This window comes from Flavobacterium frigoritolerans (genome assembly GCF_025847275.1).
GTDB classification, from domain to species: Bacteria; Bacteroidota; Bacteroidia; order Flavobacteriales; family Flavobacteriaceae; genus Flavobacterium; species Flavobacterium frigoritolerans.
Map to the genome: position 1 here is coordinate 165,840 of NZ_JAOZEV010000004.1, position 20,734 is coordinate 186,573.

The following is a 20,734-nucleotide window of genomic DNA, read 5'->3' on the forward strand; positions in this document are numbered from 1 at the left end:
CTTCATAGAATTTTAGTTTTTCACGACCGATAATTCTCGGGATGTTTTACTTTTACAGTATAAAAGAACTAAAAAATGCAAAGACCCTCCTTTTCTATATATGACGCATCTGCGGGTTCTGGAAAAACATATACTTTAGTTAAGGAATATCTTAAAATTATTCTTTCAGCTCCCAAAAATGATGCATATCGTAATATTCTAGCGATCACATTTACCAATAAGGCGGTGCATGAAATGAAAAGCCGTATTGTGGGTAGTTTGTCGGAATTTGCGAAAGAAGAGCCATCTGCAAAAGCGATTGATTTGATGCAGGACTTAGCTCGAGAAACGGGGCTTTCGATTATTGAATTAAAAACTAAATCACAGAATATCATCAAGCATATTATCCATAATTATGCGGCTTTTGATATTTCTACAATCGATAAATTTACACATAAAGTTATTCGTGCTTTTGCACATGATTTAAACTTGCCAATGACTTTTGAGGTAACTCTGGATACCGAAAATTTACTTATAGAGGCAGTTGATGCTATTATTGCTCAAGCAGGTCAAGATGAAACGTTAACCAAGTTGTTGATTGATTTTACGATGGAAAAAACCGACGATGATAAAAGTTGGGATGTTTCTCGTGAAATTCTAGAAACTGGAAGGTTGATCTTAAATGAGAATAATCGAAATGAGATTACGCATTTTCATGATAAATCAATTGGAGAGTTTGTTGAAATAAAAAAGAAACTGACGGTTTTGTGTAAGGATCTGGAAGAAGAGAATGCTGCTTTTGCCACAAATGCACTTTCGTTAATTGAGAAAAATGGAATTGATTTAAAATCTTTTTCAAGAGGAACATTTCCAAATCATCTAGAAAGTATTAGAGATGGGAAATTTAACCCCAAGAATAAAACATTTCATGAGTTTGATGATATTGCGATAAATAAAACGGCCAAAGACAGAGCTTTAATAGAGAATATCATTCCTGAATTACTTCAGATTCTGGATAAGGTTTACAAGAATTTTGAGAAACGAGATTTTTATAAAGCATTTCTTAAAAATATCACACCACTCTCGTTGTTGAATACGGTGAGTAACGAGCTAGAGAAGATTCAAAAAGAGCAAAATGTTTTGTCTATTTCTGAGTTTAACGCAATTATTCATCGCGAAATCCAGAATCAACCAGCGCCTTTTATTTATGAGCGTTTGGGAGAAAAATACCGTCATTTTTTTATTGATGAGTTTCAGGATACTTCCGAAATGCAATGGCAGAATTTGATTCCGCTAATAGACAATGCGCTTTCTGGTCAAGATGATTTTGGGGTTAAGGGTACTCTGATGATTGTTGGAGATCCAAAACAATCAATCTATCGTTGGAGAGGAGGAAAAGCGGAGCAGTTTATTGAGTTAAGTAAAGATTTAAATCCGTTTAATAATCCAGATAAAACAATAACACATTTAGATACTAATTACCGTAGTTATAGTGAGGTTATTGAATTTAATAATGGCTTTTTTAAATTAATTTCTTCAGAATTTGAAAATGTTGATTATAAAGATTTGTATGAAAATCATAGTTATCAAAAAACTAATGACAAGAAAGGTGGTTATGTAAATATTTCATTTCTTCCAGTAGTAGATAAAAGTGATCAGATCGAGGATGATACAGTACTGGAGAAAACAGATCTGTATGTATTGGCGACTTTAAATACAATCCAAAAGGTATTACGTGAGGGATTTGAGTATAAAGACATTGTTGTTCTGACTCGCAAAAGGAGTCAGGGTATCGCTGTTGCAAATTATTTAACAGAGCAGAATATTCCGTTATTGTCTTCGGAGACATTGATGATTCAGAATGCAACAGAAGTTCGATTGATTGTTCATTTATTAAAATATTTGAATAATAATGCTGATTTAGAAGCAAAAGCTAATTTTTTGCACTTTTTGGCTAAGAATACAGATGTTAAAATGCCAATCCATGATTTTATAGCCGAAGGAATGGCAGAAAGAAATGAAATTGCTTTTGAAAAATGGTTAGAGAAATTTGATGTTTTACTTTCATTTGAAAGCATTCGAAAAAAATCACTTTATGAAGCTGTTGAGACTATCATCTCAAAATTTGTGCGCCCAGAGTATAATAACGCTTATGTGCAATATTTTCTTGATATAGTTTTGGAGCGTGATATTCGGAATCAAGCAGGTATTTCAGATTTTTTAAGTTATTGGGATAAGAATGCAGAAAAATTCAGTATTCCGTCTCCAGAAGGGAATAATGCTGTTCGTATCATGACTATTCATAAATCGAAAGGATTAGAGTTTCCTGTTGTTATTATGCCTTTTGCAGAAGAAGATTATAGTCGGAAACCAAAAGATAAGTTGTGGTTGAATGCTGAAGAAGAAGATTTTGGATTGCCAAAAGTATTAATAGATAACAGTAGTGCTGTGGCGGGATTTGGTGAAGATGCTGCTGTTGTTTTTAATTTAAAGAAACAAGAAGAATTACTTGATAATGTAAATGTTTTGTATGTTGCATTGACTCGTGCAGAAGAGCAATTATATGTAATTTCTCAAGAAATAAAACCTAGAAAGGATGGTGATTTTCCTGGTAATATGGCCTCTTTTTTTATAAAATATTTAATTGATTTAGGAGTTTATGATGAAAATAAGTTGGAATACGAGTTCGGAAATCCGACTAAGTTGTCTTCAGGAGATAAACATTCTTCGTCTACCAAAACAATTCCGCTAGTTTCTGAGGTTTTAAATCCGAAAAGTATTAAAATTGCCCAACGCGAAGCTTTAATGTGGGGAACACATCAACAAGAGGCTATATCTTATGGTAATGTAATTCATGAAATATTGGCTTTTGTAAAATATAAACCAGATATTGATTTGGCAGTTGTAAAAGCATTAGAGGATGGCTTGATTACTTTTGATCAAAAAGATATTGTTTTAAAGACGATTCAGGAAATTGTAAATCATCCAGAAATCAGTGTTTGTTTTGAAAGTGGCAATAGGGTTTTAAATGAAGAAACTATAATTCAAAAAGAAGGAAAAGTATTAAAACCAGATAGAGTGGTTATTACACCTGATAGAGAGGCTTATCTTTTGGATTATAAAACAGGTTTAAGTAATCCAAAATACAAACAACAAGTAGAAGAATATCAGTTTGCTATTGAGAATATGGGCTTTAAAGTGTTAAAAAAGGCCTTGGTGTATATAGGAACCGATATCGATGTAGTAAATTTGTGAAAAAATTAGTCAGGTGTTAAAAATTAAACTTGTCTAACTTGTTAAAAATTAACATATTAAAAAAAAATAAAAATGTACGGAAAAATTAAAGAGCATTTGCAGAATGAATTGCAAACTATTGAAGAAAACGGAATTTTTAAAACGGAAAGAATAATAACTTCTGCTCAGGATGCTGAAATAACAATTTCTACAGGTGAGAAAGTTTTGAATTTTTGTGCTAATAATTATTTAGGATTGTCTTCGCATCCAGAAGTTGTTCAGGCAGCAAAAGATGCAATGGATACACATGGTTTTGGAATGTCGTCCGTGCGTTTTATATGTGGAACACAAGATATTCATAAAACATTAGAGAAAAAGATTGCTGATTTTTATGGAACAGAAGATACAATTTTATATGCTGCAGCCTTTGATGCTAATGGAGGTGTTTTTGAGCCTTTATTAGGGGAGAGTGATGCAATTATTTCAGATAGTTTAAATCATGCTTCGATTATTGATGGAGTTCGCTTGTGTAAAGCAGCTCGTTATCGTTATGAGAATAGTAATATGGAGGATTTAGAACAACAGCTAATAAAAGCTAATGAAGCTGGAGCTCGTTTTAAATTAATTGTTACCGATGGAGTATTCTCTATGGATGGGCTTGTAGCTCCATTGGATAAAATTTGTGACTTGGCAGATAAATATGATGCTATGGTTATGGTTGATGAATGTCATGCAGCTGGATTTATTGGAGCAACAGGAAAAGGAACTCTTGAGGCAAAAGGAGTGATGGGTAGAGTTGATATTATTACAGGAACTCTTGGTAAAGCTTTAGGCGGTGCTATGGGAGGATATACTACAGCTAAAAAAGAAATTGTAGAATTATTGCGTCAGAGATCAAGACCGTATTTATTTTCAAATTCATTGGCACCAGCAATTGTAGGTGCTTCTATTAAAGTATTTGAACTTCTTGAAAAAGATACAGTATTAAGAGATAGATTAGAGTGGAATACTAATTATTTTAAAGAAGGCTTAAAGAAAGCGGGATTTGATATAATAGATGGAGATTCGGCTATCGTTCCTGTTATGTTATATGATGCGAAATTATCGCAAAATATGGCAAATGAACTTTTAAAGGAGGGTATTTATGTAATAGGATTCTTCTTTCCAGTAGTTCCCAAAGAAAAAGCAAGGATAAGAGTACAATTGTCTGCGGCGCATACAAAGGAGCATCTAGACAGAGCTTTAGAGGCATTTGTTAAGGTAGGTAAAATGTTAAAAGTTGTATAATTCCCACTTTTTGCATTTCTTATTGCTTTTTTTTAACATTTCATTTTGTAGTTAAAAATTTACGCATTACTTTTGTCTATAATTAACTAAATTGTAATTAAATAAATTAAGTATGAAACATCTTAACAAACTTTTAGTTGCTGTGATGATGGTGATGGGGTTAGGTTCTCACGCACAAGACAGTAACAATCCATGGGCTATCTCTTTTGGAGTTAATGCCGTTGACACTAAAACAAGTGCTGGTGGAGGACATAACTGGGCAGATCAACACTTTTCTCAGGCTTTCGCAGCAAAAGACAACTGGAATGTTCTTCCTTCTGTATCTTACATTAGTGTATCTAGATACGTTGGTAGTAATTTTTCTGTAGGATTACAAGGTTCTGTGAATAAAATTGATAAATACGTGAAATTTGACCCAACTGCTCCTGGTCATGATTCTCGTGGTTATGTAGTTTCTAATCCTGGAGATTTAATGTATTATGGTATTGATGCTACTCTTAGATATAGCTTCATGTCTTTAATCAATTCTAAAGTAATCGATCCTTCGTTAAGCGTTGGTGGAGGTTATACTTTCTTCGGAGATAGCAGTTTTGGTACTGTTAATCCAGGTGCAGGTTTAACTTTTTGGTTCACTGAATCAATTGGTTTATCTTTAGCTACTACTTACAAAAAATCTTTTGGAGATAGAGAAGATAAATTTGGTACGCCAGATGCTCCATCTCATTTCCAACATTCAGCTGGTCTTACTTTCAAATTTGGAGGTAAAGATACTGACGGAGATGGTATCTACGATAAAGATGATGCTTGTCCAGAAGTTGCTGGTTTAAAACAATTCAACGGATGTCCTGATACTGACGGTGATGGTATCGTTGATGCAAGTGATGCTTGTCCTACTGAATTTGGTTTAGCTGCTTTAAACGGTTGTCCAGATAGAGACGGTGATGGTGTTGCTGATAAAGATGATGCTTGTCCAGATACATTTGGTTTAGCTGCTTTAAAAGGTTGTCCTGATACTGATGGAGACGGAATTGCTGATAAAGATGACAAATGTCCTACTGTAGCAGGTCCTAAAGAAAACGGTGGATGTCCTTGGCCAGACGCTGATAAAGATGGTGTTCTTGACAAAGATGATGATTGTCCTACTGTAGCTGGTCCAGCTAGTAACAGAGGTTGTCCAGAAGTAACTACAGCTGTATTAGATGATCTTAAAGTTCAAGCTAGAGCGGTATTCTTTGACACTGGAAAAGCTACTTTCAAAAAAGGTGATGCTGCTACTCCAGCTAGATTAGATGCTATTAGAGAAATTCTTAAAGCTTATCCAAATGCTAAATTTAGCATAGAAGGACATACTGATAGTACAGGTTCTGCTAAAATTAACAACAAACTATCTGAAGATAGAGCTAATGCTGTAATGAACGCATTAATCGAAAGAGGTGTTAATCCAGAAAACTTAGTTGCTAAAGGATTCGGTTCATCTCAACCAGTAGCAAGTAACAAAACTGCTAAAGGTAGAGCTGAAAACAGAAGAACTGAAATCAAACACATAGGTTCTAAATACGAAGGTAAATTGTAATTTACTTTTCTAAATAATTTTAAAAAGCCATTCTTAATTGAATGGCTTTTTTTATTTTTATACAATGACAGAGATTTATTTTTTAGACAATATTGCAAAGGTTATAATTGAAGGCTATTCAGGCAAATTGGCTGAGACGACAATTGTCTTGCCAAATAAGAGAGCTAAAATTTTTCTTGTCGAGGCTTTAAAAAAACAAATTCAGAATACAGTTATTAGTCCTAAGATAATTAGTATAGAAGACTTTATTCAAGATATAGCTTCTGTGCGTTCAATTGATTCGATAGAATTGTTGTTTGAGTTTTATGAAGTGTACTTATCAATTACAGAAAAGAAACATCAACAGTCTTTTGAATTGTTTGCTAACTGGGCTAAAACACTATTGCAGGATTTTAATGAGATTGACAGGTACTTGCTAGATCCATCACATGTTCTTTCTTATCTTAAAGATATTGAGGATATCAAAAAATGGGGGATTGAGGTTGAAAATAAAACACAATTATTAGAAAATTATATTGATTTTTGGAAGTTGCTTCCTAATTATTACGAATCTTTATATAATCATTTGTTGAATAAGCAAATTGGTTATCAAGGATTAATTTATAGAGAAGCTGTAAACAATATAAATCACTTTACTAATTCAGTTCCAGATCAACATTTTGTTTTTGCTGGATTTAATGCTTTAAATGCCGCTGAAGAAAAAATTATTCAACATTTAATTGCCTCTGATCAGGCTAAAATATATTGGGATATTGATAGGGTATTCTTAAATGATCCTTATCATGATGCAGGATTGTTTGTTAGACGTTTTAAACAAGATTGGAAACATTATAAAGCAAATTCTTTTGAGTGGATATTTGATGATTTTTCCCAGTCTAAAAACATACAAGTTATTGGAACTCCAAAAACAATTGGTCAAGCCAAAATAACGGGCAGTATTATTGAAGAAATTATCACTAATAACCCAGGTTCATCACTGGATAAAGTAGCTGTAGTGTTAGGTGATGAAAATATGCTAGTTCCGCTTTTATATGCTTTACCATCTACAGTTGGTGCTTTAAATATTACGATGGGATATTCAAGTAAAAATAATCCAACTCAAATTTTAATTGCCAAATTGTTTAAAATGCATACTAATGCATTGTCTAGAAATAGTACATCTTACGTTTTTTATTACAAAGATGTTTTAGATATTTTGACACATCCTTTGGTAGAGCCTTATGCAAATGTAAAAGAGCTGGTAAAAAAGATAAATCAAAATAATTATACATTCATCGCACATTCTAAAATTATTGAACTTAATGAGAGTCCTTCGGATTTGTTTTTATTGCTTTTTCAAAAATGGGATTCAGGTTCTGTTGTTGTTCTAAATAATATTTCGGCGCTTTTACTTGTGATAAAAGAGAATTTAAGTAATGATAGTGAAGAAGATAAAATTGCTAAAACGTTTGTCTTTGCCATTTTTAAGGTAATCAATAAGTTGATTAATTATTATTTACAGCATCAGCATATTGATAAGATAGAAACACTTTATGCCATTTATAAACAAGTTATTGAGGTGGCTGAAGTTTCGTTTGAAGGAGAGCCTCTTAATGGTTTGCAGATAATGGGAGTTTTAGAGAGCCGCGTTTTGGACTTTGATACTGTAATTGTGACTTCTATGAATGAAGGTAAATTTCCGGCAGGAAAATCTATGAACTCGTTTATTCCTTATGACGTGAAACGTGAATTAGGTTTACCAACGTTTAAAGAAAAAGATGCTATTTATACGTTTCATTTCTATCATTTATTGCAACGAGCCAAGAATATTTACTTGCTTTATAATACCGAAAGTGAAGGGCTAGATGCAGGAGAAAGAAGCCGTTTTATAACGCAGCTAGAGGTCGAAAAACAGCCAAAACATAATTTGACCCATGAAATTTATAATGCAGTTTTGCCAGAAACAGCATATGAGCCAATGGTTATTCCGAAATCTGAAGCTGTAATGAAGCGATTGAAGGAAATTGCAATTGCAGGGTTTTCGCCATCAGCATTAACGAGTTATATTAGAAATCCGATTCAGTTTTATTTTCAAAAAATATTACGAATTCGTGAGGTCGAAGAAGTCGAAGAGAATATAGCTTTAAATACATTAGGAACAATCATCCATGAAACATTAAAGGCGCTTTATGAACCTTTTATTGGGAAATTTATCTCTGAAAATGATATTTTAAATTGTTTTAAATTATTAGATAATGAAGTATTAAAGCAGTTTAAGGTAGTTTATAAAGAAGGTGAGATTAAAAAAGGGCGTAATCTTTTGGCTTTTGAAGTAGCGAAACGTAATGTTTCTAATTTCTTAAAAGTAGAATTAGAGTGTATTAAAGAAGGTGATGCAATTAAAATTCTTGCAATAGAAGAAACTTTTGAAAGAACATTAACACACCCAAGTTTGCCTTTCCCGGTTTTAATAAAAGGAAATGTAGATAGAATTGAACAACGTAACGGAATTATTCGGATTATTGATTACAAAACGGGTAAAGTAGATAAAGCCAATGTTGTTCTTAAGAATTGGGATGGGCTTGTAACAGATATAAAAAATGATAAAATTATTCAGGTTTTAGCATATGCTTTTATGTATGAAAACAATGCAAAAGGATTGCCTATTGAAGCTGGAATTATATCCTTTAAGAATTTGAAATCAGGATTTTTGCCTTTTGGGTTTAAAGAAGAAAAAGATGTAAATTCTATTATTAATAGTGAGATAATGAAGGATTATCTGGAGCAAATAGTGTTGCTTTTGAATGAAATTCTGAATATTGAAATAGCTTTTGAGGAAAAGATATTGTAGTACTTTTAAAAAGGATTTATCAAAAGGGGCGGTTTTGATAAAAGCTCTTGTTTGTAAATAATTTTAGCTAAATATTTTTTTAAAAAAACCTTTTTTAGCCTGTTCTTGTTTGTGATCTCCTAAAGTGATATTTCCGTTTACAAAGCGGAATCTTCTAAATTTCATTAATTTAACGTTTAAATCAAAGCGTAATTCATCAGTTGTTTTCATAGAACTTAATTTTTTGCAAATTTAGATAAAAAACTTATATAATGATTTGGTAATGAGTTTTATCTGAAATCCAAAATTGTTATTTCGCTTTTTTATACTGTGATGTCTTTTTTGTGAGATTATTAGTTGTTTTTACTGTTATTTGTTGGTTTAAATAATTTATTATTGCCAAAAGATTAAAGTATAAACAATGGGCTGTCAAGGCAATATGATTAACTTTTATTTAACAAGTGTTTAGTTTAGGACTCTTTTAAATTAAAATAACTTTGGCGCTTCAAAAAAACAAAGAGATATGCAAGGAAGTATTGATTTAAACACGTTGGTGACTGAAACGGGAGCCGAGTCTGGATTAATTTTTAGTATAGACGGTATTTTAATCGAATCGGTTAATCTGGAATACGATGGAAATGTTGCTGCAATGATTGGTATGATTTTAAAAATGTGTTTAGAAATGTCGGAAGATATCAATATTGGAGGGCTTAAACAAATTATGATTAAAAATGATGGAGGGATTGTTGTTGCAAACAAAGACCAAGATGATAACTGTGTTGCTTTGCTTTCAAAAGATGTAAGTAAAATGGGGCTTTTACTTCGTAGGATGGAAACTATACATAATAACTAAATTTAAATATAAATATATGTCAGATTTTTTACAAAACTTTCAAAATGATTTGAAAGAGAATATCTCGGGATTCATTGCTGTATCTGTAACAGAAGTTGAGACAGGGATGTCATATTCTTCACTTTCTTTAGATCCGAATTTTGATCCTGAATTAGCTTCTGCTTATAACTTAGAAGTTGTTAAAGCTAAAATGAAAGCAATTAATGCTTTAGGTCTGAATGAGAAAATCAATGACATATTAATTACTCTAACCAATCAGTTGCATATAATAGACGTTTCTGAAGATGGGAAATATTTTATTTATTTAGCAGTAGATTCATCTAGAGCTAACTTAGGTATGACAAGAGCGGTTTTGGCTAAATTCAAAAAAGATATAGTTTCTAAATTATAGATTTTATTTTTACTTATAAAAAAAGCTATTTCATTTTTTTGAAATAGCTTTTTTTGTTGTTTTATATCTTATTGAAAAAATCCAATAAAATTGCAGTTAATTCTGTTTCGTTTTCGATAGAACTCATGTGTCCATCAGGGAAAGTTATAAGAGATACATTTGTGTTTTCTATTTGCTGAATACTTTCTTCGTAGTTTAAAACAGGGTCTTTTTCTCCTAAAATTAATAACTTCGGGAAAAGATTTGTATGTAAAATAATTCCTTTGTCTTTTCTGATTTTCATTCCCTCTAATGAGGCTATTATTCCCTGAAGTGGAGTTTTCAAGGCTTCTTCCTTTACGAGTTCTATATTCGCAGCAAGTCTTTCTCGGTTGTTTTCGCTAAATAAATTGCCTATGGCTAAACTGATAAAAGCAGTATAGTTTTGTTTAACTGCCTTGATTGCTCTAGTTCGGTTTAGTTTTCGTTCAGTATTATCAGGTTTAGATGTAGAATTTAATAAAACTAAGCCTTGTACCTTTTCGGGATATAATTCGGCAAAAGCCAAAGCGACATAACCACCCATAGAGTGTCCTGTAAAAACAGCCTTCTTGATCTCAAGATGAGTTAAGACTTCATTTACCACATCGGCATTATCCTCCATAGTATGGATGTAACCTAGAGGTTCTGTTTTTCCGTGACCTAATAAATCAATAGTAACAACACGGTAATTCTTAGAGAATGCATCAACATAATGATTCCACATGGTTTTGTTTTCTAAGAAACCATGAAGGAAAACGATAGTTGTACCTTTTCCTGTGTCTGAATAAGAAATGTTGGTGTTTTTGAAGAGGATATTTTTCAATGAGATTAATTTAATGTTGCAAAAATAGTAGATTGTTATGTATGGAAAAGCAAAACGGCTAACATTTCTGAAAGCCGTTTATTTTTATTATAAAATGAACTGAATTAAACGTTCATCAAGCTTTCTATTTCATCTGCTTCAATAGGAATATTACGCATTAAATTAAATGGCTCCCCAGTTTCCTGAATCACAACATTGTCTTCTATACGAATACCAAAACCTTCAGCAGGAATGTAAATTCCAGGTTCAACAGTAAAAACCATATTGGCTTTCATTGGTTCGTGAAGCAATCCGTAATCATGCGTATCTAGTCCCATGTGGTGAGAAGTTCCGTGCATGAAGTATTTTTTATAGGCTGGCCAGTCTGGGTTTTCATTTTGTACATCGGCTTTGTCTATTAGTTTTAAATCTAATAATTCCGAAGTCATTATTTTTCCAACCTCTACATGATATTGTTTCCAGAGTGTTCCAGGAGTAAGCATTTTTGTAGCTTCATTTTTTACACGTAAAACAGCATTGTAAACTGCTTTTTGACGAGCGGTATATGTACCCGATACAGGAATTGTACGAGACATATCGCTAGAATAATTAGCATATTCGGCAGCAACATCCAGCAGGATTAAATCTCCAGCTTTACATTGTTGGTTGTTTTCGATATAATGTAAAACATTTGCATTATTTCCAGAAGCAATAATCGGAGTGTAAGCAAAACCTTTAGAGCGATTACGAATAAATTCGTGGATAAGCTCGGCTTCGATTTCGTATTCGGTTACATTTGGTTTTACAAAAGATAATAATCTTCTAAAACCTTTCTCGGTAATGTTACAAGCTTGTTGAATCAAATCGATTTCTTCGCTTTCTTTTACCGAACGAATGCGTTGTAATATTGGGTTACTTTTGGCAACCTGATGTGCAGGATATCTTTCTTTCCACCATTTTACAAAACGAGCTTCACGAGTTTCAGTTTCAACAGTTGCACGATAATGCTCATTAGTATTAATGTACATTGTATCGGCATAAGTCATCATTTCGTTTAAGACTTTTTCAAAATCCTGTAACCAATAAACGGTTTTGATTCCCGAAACTTCAAAGGCACGTTGTTTGGTTAGTTTTTCACCTTCCCAAACAGCAATATGGTCATTGGTTTCTTTTAAAAATAAAATCTCACGTTGATTTTCGTAAGGAGCATCAGGAAAAAGCAACAAAATGCTTTCTTCTTGATCTACACCACTTAAGTAAAAAATATCTCTATGTTGAGCAAAAGGTAATGTACTATCGGCGCTGACTGGGTAAATATCATTTGAATTAAAAACCGCTACACTATTAGGCTTCATTTGAGCCATGAATTTTTCGCGATTTTTTATAAAAAGAGAGCTATTTATTTGATGATATTTCATATTAATTTGGTTTTATACTTTGAATACTCAAAAATACTAATTTTAGAAATACTAAAAAGGATTGGTTTATTAAAATTTTCTTATTTGTTTGGGAATTTTTCCTCTCGCTTTTTCTCTCGCAGATTTAGGAGATTTGGCAGATTTTTTTTGAAGCCTTAGTAGCTTAGGTACTCAGAACCTTAGAGCCTTAATAATGGCGGGTCCCTTTGAGTCGGGATTTCGGCTATATCTTTTATTCCGCTATCGCTTCATAAAAGGATACCGCCTCAAATGAAATTCACTGAACTCCAATTAAAATAAAATAATGTGAAGTAATCCCTCACGCGAATCTTGGTTTGATGAGAAATTCATTATTTATAAAAAAAAGATTGCTGATTCTGATATTTTGTATATTGCTTTCTATTATAATTAAAAAAAAATGGAAAAAATTAATGATTCAATTTTAAAGGGTTTACAAGAAAAGGAAAAGGAAGTTAAAGAAGCGGTTATTCAAGATTTAGAAGAATCGCAAAATGAAACTTACTTAGCTTTTTATAATTTATGGAAGAATCAGATTAGGAAAGATAATATTAATTTGATGTTTGAAGAGTTAAAGTTGAATACTGATAAATACTGGTTAGCTGATAAATACAATAATGATATTGAAAAAAGTTTCAATATGATTTATTTCGAACATGGAGGTTTGTATGGCGGAGAATTAGAAGCTTTTGCGATTGATTTTAATTATTCAAATAACGAATTACCAGAATTTAAAATCATGGACGATAGATTGGAATATTTAGAGAATATTTCTTGTTTGCCAGCTTTTATTTCGCCTACTTTATATCATTTAACAGAAAACATACAAGGAGAAGAAGATAATTTTGATGATTTTCTTGATGTAAATAATATTTATGAACTATTTGAAGCTACAGCATTAGTAGAAATAAATAAATTGTTTGAAAAGGCAAATGAGGAAAATATTTTCGAAAAACTTAATTTTAAAAAGCCGTTTTATTTTGCTGTTGGAGAACATGATGCAGGAGCGCCAAAATTAATTTATGTTGTTGAGTAAAATCTACAAATCACCAATTTATTAAAAAATGACAATCAAAGAAGCAAATTCATACGACCATGAGATCCTCACAGAAATCACTAAAAAGTCAAAAGCATTTTGGGGATATTCAGGTGAGCAAATTGAAGTTTGGTCTGAATTTTTAACGGTTTCTAAAGAATATATCGAAACTAATCCTGTTTATAATTTAATAGTTGAAGATAAAATTATCGGATATTATTCCTTCTTCCACGAAAGTGAAAATACTATAAAGCTAGATAACTTGTTTGTTTTTCCTGAATTTATCGGGAAAGGTTTTGGGAAAGTATTACTGAATGATTTTCTGAATAGATTAAAGGATATTGGCGTTCAAAAAGTAGTTCTAAACTCAGAACCAAATGCCGAAGCTTTTTATACAAAATTCGGATTTGTGAAAATTGGTCAAATAGAAACTTCGATTAAAGATAGATTTTTACCCATAATGGAATTGAATCTTGAAGGAAAATGATTGATTTTTTTGAGTTTTTTGTTAGAAATGACAATATTGCGCATAAAAAAACCGAAGCTTAATAAAACTTCGGTTTTTCTATAAATATATCTTTCGCAAAAATTATTTCTCGCTCAATAACTTCTCTAAAAGGGCAACTTTTTCTTTTTCAGCCTGAACCAATCGTTCATAAAGTTTTTCATTCTTATCAAAAGCTTCAAGAAGTTTATCTAATGGATTAAAAGTACAGTGGTTATTTTTTATAGAAGAAGAATCATTATGATAAGTATTTCCAATAATATTAAAAACAGCTTCTTCAGAAAAGTTTTTTATTACTTCGGAAGGAACTCCCAAAGCTTCGGCAATTGCTTTTAGTTTTTCGTCATCAACACTTTCGCTTCCTTCAATATTAGAAATAGATTGTTGGCTTACCCCAATTGCAAAAGCAAGTGCTTCTTGTTTCATATTCCTAAGCTCTCTGATTCGGCTAATGTTTCTTCCGATATGTCTAGGTTTTGTTTCTGTGCTCATAGTTCAAAGATATTTAAAATTCTTTTACCTTTTTGGTTTTGGTAGAAAACAAGTCCTCGTTTGTGAGATACATTTTGTAATTTGTTTTCAGGATTGTAAAAATACAATTTTTCTGATTATTATTGATTTTGATAGTAGAATTGCGTAATCTTGACATAGTAAATCCGAAGTAATTCGGCTTAATAAAGAATAAAATGAATAAGTTAGGTTTTGAATTAATTACGATTAAAGAAGTTAAAATAGAATATCCTTTTTTAGTAGAGCGTGAAGGCTTTGATTATTTTGAAGAATGGGAAGATCAGGATTTCTTTCTTGTGGCAAATGGGAACGTGAATTTTGAAGGTAATTTTTATTTAGATCTTTATGAGGATAAAGAGAAAAAATGGCTTACGAATATACTAAATCTGTCATTAAAAGAAATTGATACCAGAAGAATCGAAGGAATTTTAATAAACGGAGATTTCTCTATAAACGGAACAATTATAAATGCCGAAGGAGATTATGGTCCTTATATCTATATTAATGGGGATGTTGCTTGCCAGAGTATGTTATTAGGTGGTTCTTATGTTGAGATAAAAGGCAATGTTAAGGCAAAGGAAGTTGTAATGACTTCTTATAATCATGGTAATTTTAAATGTGAAGGTCTTATAGAAGCTCCAGTATTTATAGTCGAAGATCATTATACAATATTTGCTGAGCGTAAAAATGATTTGTTTTATTACAATGATAAGACTGACGATTTTGATGCTAAAAACGAATGCGAATATGATGAAGTTTCTGGTGAGGATATTATCTCAGCTGAATTGCGAAAACATCTTGATAATCCGTTAATAGAAACTTTCGAAGAATTAAAACGGGAACTAGAATTTGGAGAATTGATTTTAAAACAAAATAATCCTCCAGCTAAAAATTACGAATATTGGCACAAAAGAGTATTGTTAAATTATAGAGATCTTAAATTGGTTCCTAAAGAATTTAAAACCGAGGAACTTTGTAACCTGGCATTAAATAGTAGCTATCATGCTTTGCCATTTATTGATGAGAACTTAATAACTGTTGAATTCTGCGATAAATTAGTTGGCAAAGATGGTTTTGCAATTCAAGTTATTCCGGATGAATTTATAACAAAAGAACTTTGTTTTAAAGCCGCTGAAAGTGGAACAATGTTAAGGTTAATTCCAGAAGAATATTATTCTGAAGAATTGATTCTGTTAGTTTTTAAGAAAGGAAAACATCAACCGGATATTAATGATGTTCCTTCTGAGTTTATTACCGAAAGTTTGCTCGAAGAATATGTAAAAATAGGAAAAGGTTTGTGGCTTGATAAGGCTTGTAAAGAAAATGAAATGGATAAATTATCTATTCTAAAAAAAGTAGTTGATTCGGGAATCGAATATTTGGATACTGTTTTAGGAAATCATTTTAGTAAAGAAATAGTTGATTATGCTTTTTCTATTTATGGTAGTAAAAACAAAGAGGAATGGAATAAATATGTTCAAAAACACAATGTTAAATTTGAGCGTTTGGGTTTAAAATATTAGTTGTAATTATATTAAATAGATTGAAAAAATATTTAAAATATCTGATTTATCTCTTTCTGGCTTTTGTCGTGATTGCAGGTGATGGTGCTTTAGATTTTCAATCAAAATTATACAGAGCAGCATAAGAGAGATTGATGATTAGTTTATGTGTAAAATCTTTGTCGAAATTTAAAACTTTGACAAAGATTCTTTATGGCTAATTGAGGTTTTAATCACTAAATTTAAATAAGCTACTATTTTTTTTACAAGAATAGCTTTGTTAATCAGTTGATTGTGAATTATGTAGTTTAATAGTTAAAATTGATTTTATTTTGCTTTTAAAAAATTAATTTTAATGCTAAATGTTAAATTTTTTTTAATAGTTTTGGGCAAATTCCTACACAAGGGCTAATCTTACTTATGGACAGAAAAACCAAATTTTTTAAAACTGTATTATTACTTCAATTTGTTCTCGTTCTTTTGCTTGGTGCTTTGAGTTTAATGAATTTTAGAAAACAAAAGCTCCTTAATATCAGAGGTCTTCATCCATACGAATTTAATTATGGATATGCTGTTCCCTTAATTTTATTTGTTGTTTGTCTCGTTATTTTAATTCCCTATTTATTTTTAAAACAACAAGATGTTGTAGAAGATGAAGCTGGTATGCAGAAGAAAATTCGTCAGCAAAATTTTTGGAAATTTGCGTTTTATTGTAATGTTTTCTTTGTAGTGATCATTACAATCTTTACAATAGCAATTTCTCGTAAAGATCCATTTATTATAGATCAGGCTATTGCTTTCTATGGTTTAGTTTTTTTGAGATCTCTACTTGTTATTATATTGAGTTTAGTAACTGCTTCGTTTTTGTTGTCAGCAGGAATTTATTGGAAAACAAATAAAACAATGGGAGTTGTTATTCTCTTATTTGGTTTTTTAATTATTTGTATTTCATTGGTTTATGAAGCTGCTTTTGCATCTATGTTTATGAGAAACTCTGAAGTTTATATTAATAGAAGAGATGAAAAAGGGCTTTCGTCAGATGCTGCTCAAGTATCAGAAGATTATGTAGAAGAAAGTGAAGAAATAGATACGGAAGTGGTAAAGTCTAAATTGATCTCGTCTTGGAATTCTTTAATTCAGGATTGGGGAGGACTTGAAGGTAAGTATGATTTTTATGATGTTAGAATTTTGATTGGCAGAAGCCTAGATGATCATATTACTGAAAACGACTATTATTATGTGGTTCAATATATTGATAATTTAAGAGAACGTCCTGATGAACTTTATTCAGGATTCGAAAATTACAGATCGGTTATTTATAGTATTATTTCGCCAGAAACGTATCGCATTGCTAATTTTGATAAAATTGTAGATGGTTTATTGTTGACCTACGAAGATATAGGTGCAGAGAATCAAAAATTAGATGAAATTTATAAAAGCATGAATGTTTCTTATGATACTCCCAGACCTAATATGGAACAATATTATTCGGAATTTGAGAAACATTTCTCTTCAGAAACTATCCGAAAACTTCAGGATTATAAGTTTTCTAATGGCGCTAAGTTTCAGGATTCTGATCTAATATGGTTTTACAGTTTTTGGGCCAGAAGAAATCATGAAGGGAATATAGAAGAGATTGCTATAATTTTAAATGAAATAAAAGAATATTACAACCAAAACCAAAGCAAAGAATGATAAAATCGTATAAAATAATTATAATAACTCAGTTTATAATGTTACTGATTTTTAGTTTTGGGTTTTACAGGGTAGAAAATGATAGTGATATTCCATTAATTCCAGCAGTTCAGCTAATGTTAATTGGTTTTTCGCCTTTAATTTTATTGGGAATTTCGATTATAATCCAGAAAATGATAGTTGCTGTTATTCATTCAGATTCGGCAAACAATGAAACAAATAAGGAAGTACCAAATGATGAGTTTTGGAAGGTTTCTTTTCGTGTCAGTGTAATTTTTGGTGCTCTAACTTTTTTTTTATCTATTCTTGCTGTCGTTTTAAAGTTAAAAGTTGGAGTTGTTAACTATGATTATGTAAATAGGTTTTTTGTTTCTTTAGGGATTTTAATTATTTCCAGTTTAGTTGTAAGTCTTTTTTTAAGAATAAAAGAGTCAGTTAGTGAAATAACAAAACTTCTGGGTTATTTAATGCTCTTTATTTCAATAATTATTTTTACAGTTTGCTTATATATATCTATAGTAAACGTACTAACAATACGGTCTTATGGAGGTGAAAATGTAGTAGAATCTTTAAATTATGTTCCAGAAACAGAGGAGGTTTCTGTTTCTGAGGAGGTTGAAAGTGAAGGTGAGGAAGTAGAATCTGATTATTATGGTTTTAGTGGAATGAGTTTTCCAGAAATAAAAACAAACGAATATTTTAAAGATTTATTCGGTGACCAAAAGTACGATGATGCCAAAATTCAAGATCTTACTAGGCTCTTTTTGTCAAGTTTTTTAGTATTAGAAAAAGATCAGTCTTTTACAAGTATTCGAATTGCTATTGAAAGAGGTTTTGCGTATGATGAAGAAATGAAGGTAATTGATAATAAAATAAGGAGGAATCCTGAGGCGATTAAAGAAAGTTTCGATAGTTATAGCCCTTTTCTTTATGCTTTTGTATCTGATAAAATTTATTTTGAAACAAATTTAAATCTAATTGTAGATGCTCTAATAAAGAGTCATGATGATATTTATGAAGCTGAAAATCCCGAACAAGTTTTGGGTGAAATCTATAAGACAATGATTTTTGGCTCTAAAAAAGAGTTTCCTGAATATTATTATAAAGAGATAAATTCGTATGCTTCAGAAAATGTTTTGAACTTAATAAAGAAAAATGCTGAAACAAATTCAGACGGGGATAATAGCGCTGTAGATTATAGTTCGCAACTTAATACTGTTTGGATTTATAGTTTTTGGGCAAGACGATTTAAGGAGAAAAATAGTGATGTTGTATTTGAAATTTTAAAAGAAGTAAGGGAGCATTATGGAGCCAATTAAGAGATTGGCTATAAAAAAAAACCGAAACATTGAACTGCCCCCAAAAAGTTAGAAACTATTTGGGGGCAGTCTACATTAAGCTTCGGTTTTATATTTATTGGAGTTTATTAATCAATCCATTTGTAGTAACGTGCTCCAATTAAATTTGGTATTTCTTTTTCTATTCGGTCTAAAATCCACTCGTTTTTAGGGGTTCTGATGCTTTGTTTTTGTTCCTTTTTGTGAAGTCTTTCGTAAGTATTAAAATCGATTTCTACACTTTTGGTTAGGTTTTCAAAGAGTTTAATTTGGCTTAAAGCCGATTGCCATTCGGGCTGAATTGTTCCTTCGAAAACTTTTGATTTAGATCCGCTTCCATAAGCAAGAAATCCGAATTTGGTTCCTGATATTTCTTTTTTAGTGTCATAAAAATGAGCCAAAGTAGATAATAATCCCATAAAAATAGAGCCTGTATATAGATTGCCTATTAATGATGAAGCAAGCTCAGCAGGTTGTAATTTTTCGCTTATAAATGCTTTGTATGCTTCGGATTTACTTATTTCTTTTAGCTTGTTTTGGTATTCTGATGTTGATTCCTCTCCTGAAATAATTTTGGATTCACTGTCTAAAGCGTAAATCTCTGATAACATTCTACGTCCTTGAAAAGAGTAGGGAAGATGCATAATAATGCTATTCCAGTTTTCGTATAAAGTTTCGGTAGTGTTCTTTAGTTTTTTGAATGAAAAGTATGCGTTGCGAGTACGATCCATATAACACTGATTAGAATATTGTCCGTCAAAAACAGGTTGGTCTTTATGAATTTCAATTTCAGTTTCTAAATTATCAAACCAAGAATCGTTGTTTTTATTTTTTGTAATTGTTTCTTTTGAGAGACTTCTGTAAGGTTTAAAAAAGTCAAAAACTCCTTTTGTACTTGTTGCCCAATTTTCATCAAAAGCAATAATTCTAGGGTTTGAAGTTACTAACATTGCTAATGCTCCCGCACCTTGGGTATATTCTCCCGTTGAATTTAAATCATATTTAGCAAAATCAGTCGTAACCACTATTGCCTTTTTTGTTGGGTTTAGTTTAATAAAATCAATACAGTTTTGTAAAGCATCAACTCCTCCGATACAAGCAAAAGTAAAATCGACAACATCACATTCAGACAAAGTATCTTCGCCAAATTTTTGCTCCATTAATGCAATCAAAAAAGAGCTAATAGGTTTTGAATTATCTATTGCACTTTCGGTTCCTACATAAATTCGGCTTATTTCATTTAGGTTTATTTGATTTTCGGTAATTAGTTTTGTTAGCGCATTTGCACCAAAAACTACTGTATCTTGATAAGTATCTGGAAGGGTCATTTTGATTAAACCCAAGCCTTTTTCTAATTTTTCGGGTTCGATATTTCTGGCTGTAGCCAAAGTTTTTATGGGCAAATGTATGTTGGCTACATCAAAAGAAATAGCATCAATTCCTGTTTTCATTCTGGTTTTTTTGAGGCGATAAAGGTAAAATTAAGCTTTCAGACTTTGGTTATTTTAAATAGATAAAATTCGGGTTTAGGACACTTTTGAGGAAAATAAATTAAAAAGCTGAAAAAAATAGCAATTTGGTAATTACATAAAAAGCAAGAATTATGTATGTCGAAATTCTTTTGAAACTTATTTTGTTGTTTTTAAATTAATTGCAAAGAAGTCTGCGAAAACTCTTTAAACTCATTATAAATAAGAGCGAAATGGTTGTAGTTCATTAGTATTTAAGTTATTTTTGTATAATTTTTTAAAACAAACTATTAAA

General features: G+C 31.2%; 16 protein-coding genes. 11 read left to right on the plus strand and 5 right to left on the minus strand.

The genetic code is table 11. From position 1 onward, the window contains the following. Nucleotides 1-75 precede the first annotated feature (75 nt). From OIU80_RS07190 to OIU80_RS07205, 4 genes are all read left to right on the plus strand, one after another. A complete protein-coding gene (locus OIU80_RS07190) occupies nt 76-3,234 on the plus strand; it encodes a UvrD-helicase domain-containing protein (RefSeq protein ID WP_264286359.1) in 3,159 nt (1,052 codons plus the stop codon). A 72-nt stretch (nt 3,235-3,306) separates the two neighbouring features. Further along, on the plus strand, nt 3,307-4,500 hold the full coding sequence (gene kbl / locus OIU80_RS07195) for a glycine C-acetyltransferase (RefSeq protein ID WP_264286360.1): 1,194 nt from the start codon (nt 3,307-3,309) through the stop codon (nt 4,498-4,500). 112 nt (nt 4,501-4,612) lie between these two features. Further along, nucleotides 4,613-6,073 (plus strand): OmpA family protein, encoded by a 1,461-nt coding sequence (locus tag OIU80_RS07200; RefSeq protein ID WP_264286361.1) that lies wholly within the window; start codon nt 4,613-4,615, stop codon nt 6,071-6,073. Nucleotides 6,074-6,137: 64 nt separating this feature from the next. Beyond that, the gene (locus tag OIU80_RS07205; protein WP_264286362.1) at nt 6,138-8,903 is read left to right on the plus strand and encodes a PD-(D/E)XK nuclease family protein; all 2,766 of its coding nucleotides are present in this window, start codon (nt 6,138-6,140) and stop codon (nt 8,901-8,903) included. Nucleotides 8,904-8,966: 63 nt separating this feature from the next. On the opposite strand, the gene OIU80_RS07210 is transcribed toward OIU80_RS07205, so the two are convergent. Continuing rightward, on the minus strand, nt 8,967-9,113 hold the full coding sequence (locus OIU80_RS07210; protein ID WP_264286363.1) for a hypothetical protein: 147 nt from the start codon (nt 9,111-9,113) through the stop codon (nt 8,967-8,969). 292 nt (nt 9,114-9,405) lie between these two features. Here OIU80_RS07210 and OIU80_RS07215 point away from each other — a divergent pair, with 292 nt between their 5' ends. Together OIU80_RS07215 and OIU80_RS07220 are read left to right on the plus strand one after the other, a co-directional pair. After that, entirely contained in the window at nt 9,406-9,735 is a 330-nt protein-coding gene (locus OIU80_RS07215; RefSeq protein ID WP_264286364.1) for a roadblock/LC7 domain-containing protein, read from the plus strand. Between the two features lie 16 nt (nt 9,736-9,751). After that, nucleotides 9,752-10,126 carry a hypothetical protein gene (locus tag OIU80_RS07220; RefSeq protein ID WP_264286365.1) on the plus strand — a complete coding sequence of 125 codons (375 nt, stop codon included), beginning with the start codon at nt 9,752-9,754 and terminating at the stop codon, nt 10,124-10,126. Nucleotides 10,127-10,187: 61 nt separating this feature from the next. On the opposite strand, the gene OIU80_RS07225 is transcribed toward OIU80_RS07220, so the two are convergent. Together OIU80_RS07225 and OIU80_RS07230 are read right to left on the minus strand one after the other, a co-directional pair. Next, nucleotides 10,188-10,970: an alpha/beta fold hydrolase gene (locus tag OIU80_RS07225; RefSeq protein ID WP_264286366.1), complete on the minus strand. Its 783-nt coding sequence runs from the start codon at nt 10,968-10,970 to the stop codon at nt 10,188-10,190. 104 nt (nt 10,971-11,074) lie between these two features. After that, nucleotides 11,075-12,367 (minus strand): aminopeptidase P family protein, encoded by a 1,293-nt coding sequence (locus OIU80_RS07230; RefSeq protein ID WP_264286367.1) that lies wholly within the window; start codon nt 12,365-12,367, stop codon nt 11,075-11,077. Between the two features lie 418 nt (nt 12,368-12,785). Here OIU80_RS07230 and OIU80_RS07235 point away from each other — a divergent pair, with 418 nt between their 5' ends. Both OIU80_RS07235 and OIU80_RS07240 read left to right on the plus strand, forming a co-directional pair. Continuing rightward, the gene (locus OIU80_RS07235; RefSeq protein WP_264286368.1) at nt 12,786-13,421 is read left to right on the plus strand and encodes a hypothetical protein; all 636 of its coding nucleotides are present in this window, start codon (nt 12,786-12,788) and stop codon (nt 13,419-13,421) included. Between the two features lie 28 nt (nt 13,422-13,449). Beyond that, nucleotides 13,450-13,908 carry a GNAT family N-acetyltransferase gene (locus OIU80_RS07240; protein ID WP_264286369.1) on the plus strand — a complete coding sequence of 153 codons (459 nt, stop codon included), beginning with the start codon at nt 13,450-13,452 and terminating at the stop codon, nt 13,906-13,908. 102 nt (nt 13,909-14,010) lie between these two features. On the opposite strand, the gene OIU80_RS07245 is transcribed toward OIU80_RS07240, so the two are convergent. Continuing rightward, a complete protein-coding gene (locus tag OIU80_RS07245; RefSeq protein ID WP_264286370.1) occupies nt 14,011-14,418 on the minus strand; it encodes a helix-turn-helix domain-containing protein in 408 nt (135 codons plus the stop codon). Nucleotides 14,419-14,612: 194 nt separating this feature from the next. Here OIU80_RS07245 and OIU80_RS07250 point away from each other — a divergent pair, with 194 nt between their 5' ends. The 3 genes from OIU80_RS07250 (at nt 14,613) to OIU80_RS07260 (ending at nt 18,952) form a co-directional block, all read left to right on the plus strand. Then, on the plus strand, nt 14,613-15,959 hold the full coding sequence (locus OIU80_RS07250; protein ID WP_264286371.1) for a polymer-forming cytoskeletal protein: 1,347 nt from the start codon (nt 14,613-14,615) through the stop codon (nt 15,957-15,959). A gap of 399 nt (nt 15,960-16,358) precedes the next feature. Next, nucleotides 16,359-17,633, plus strand: coding sequence for a hypothetical protein (locus OIU80_RS07255; RefSeq protein WP_264286372.1), 1,275 nt, complete (start codon nt 16,359-16,361; stop codon nt 17,631-17,633). Further along, complete coding sequence (locus tag OIU80_RS07260) at nt 17,630-18,952, plus strand: hypothetical protein (protein ID WP_264286373.1); 1,323 nt, start codon at nt 17,630-17,632, stop codon at nt 18,950-18,952. The genes OIU80_RS07255 and OIU80_RS07260 overlap by 4 nt, the downstream gene beginning before the upstream one ends. Before the next feature lie 107 nt (nt 18,953-19,059). Here the strand turns inward: OIU80_RS07260 and OIU80_RS07265 are convergent, their stop codons facing one another. Then, the gene (locus OIU80_RS07265) at nt 19,060-20,421 is read right to left on the minus strand and encodes a hydroxymethylglutaryl-CoA synthase family protein (protein ID WP_264286374.1); all 1,362 of its coding nucleotides are present in this window, start codon (nt 20,419-20,421) and stop codon (nt 19,060-19,062) included. Between the last annotated feature and the right edge of the window lie 313 nt (nt 20,422-20,734).

What these genes read in the sequence shown, in the direction of transcription:
- OIU80_RS07205 (WP_264286362.1), top strand. Translation starts at nt 6,138, where the DNA reads ATGACAGAGATTTATTTTTTAGACAATATTGCAAAGGTTATAATTGAA.
- OIU80_RS07250 (WP_264286371.1), top strand. Translation starts at nt 14,613, where the DNA reads ATGAATAAGTTAGGTTTTGAATTAATTACGATTAAAGAAGTTAAAATA.
- kbl (WP_264286360.1), top strand. Translation starts at nt 3,307, where the DNA reads ATGTACGGAAAAATTAAAGAGCATTTGCAGAATGAATTGCAAACTATT.
- OIU80_RS07200 (WP_264286361.1), top strand. Translation starts at nt 4,613, where the DNA reads ATGAAACATCTTAACAAACTTTTAGTTGCTGTGATGATGGTGATGGGG.
- OIU80_RS07265 (WP_264286374.1), bottom strand. Translation starts at nt 20,421, where the DNA reads ATGAAAACAGGAATTGATGCTATTTCTTTTGATGTAGCCAACATACAT.
- OIU80_RS07210 (WP_264286363.1), bottom strand. Translation starts at nt 9,113, where the DNA reads ATGAAAACAACTGATGAATTACGCTTTGATTTAAACGTTAAATTAATG.
- OIU80_RS07240 (WP_264286369.1), top strand. Translation starts at nt 13,450, where the DNA reads ATGACAATCAAAGAAGCAAATTCATACGACCATGAGATCCTCACAGAA.
- OIU80_RS07255 (WP_264286372.1), top strand. Translation starts at nt 16,359, where the DNA reads ATGGACAGAAAAACCAAATTTTTTAAAACTGTATTATTACTTCAATTT.
- OIU80_RS07190 (WP_264286359.1), top strand. Translation starts at nt 76, where the DNA reads ATGCAAAGACCCTCCTTTTCTATATATGACGCATCTGCGGGTTCTGGA.
- OIU80_RS07235 (WP_264286368.1), top strand. Translation starts at nt 12,786, where the DNA reads ATGGAAAAAATTAATGATTCAATTTTAAAGGGTTTACAAGAAAAGGAA.
- OIU80_RS07220 (WP_264286365.1), top strand. Translation starts at nt 9,752, where the DNA reads ATGTCAGATTTTTTACAAAACTTTCAAAATGATTTGAAAGAGAATATC.
- OIU80_RS07245 (WP_264286370.1), bottom strand. Translation starts at nt 14,418, where the DNA reads ATGAGCACAGAAACAAAACCTAGACATATCGGAAGAAACATTAGCCGA.
- OIU80_RS07215 (WP_264286364.1), top strand. Translation starts at nt 9,406, where the DNA reads ATGCAAGGAAGTATTGATTTAAACACGTTGGTGACTGAAACGGGAGCC.
- OIU80_RS07260 (WP_264286373.1), top strand. Translation starts at nt 17,630, where the DNA reads ATGATAAAATCGTATAAAATAATTATAATAACTCAGTTTATAATGTTA.
- OIU80_RS07230 (WP_264286367.1), bottom strand. Translation starts at nt 12,367, where the DNA reads ATGAAATATCATCAAATAAATAGCTCTCTTTTTATAAAAAATCGCGAA.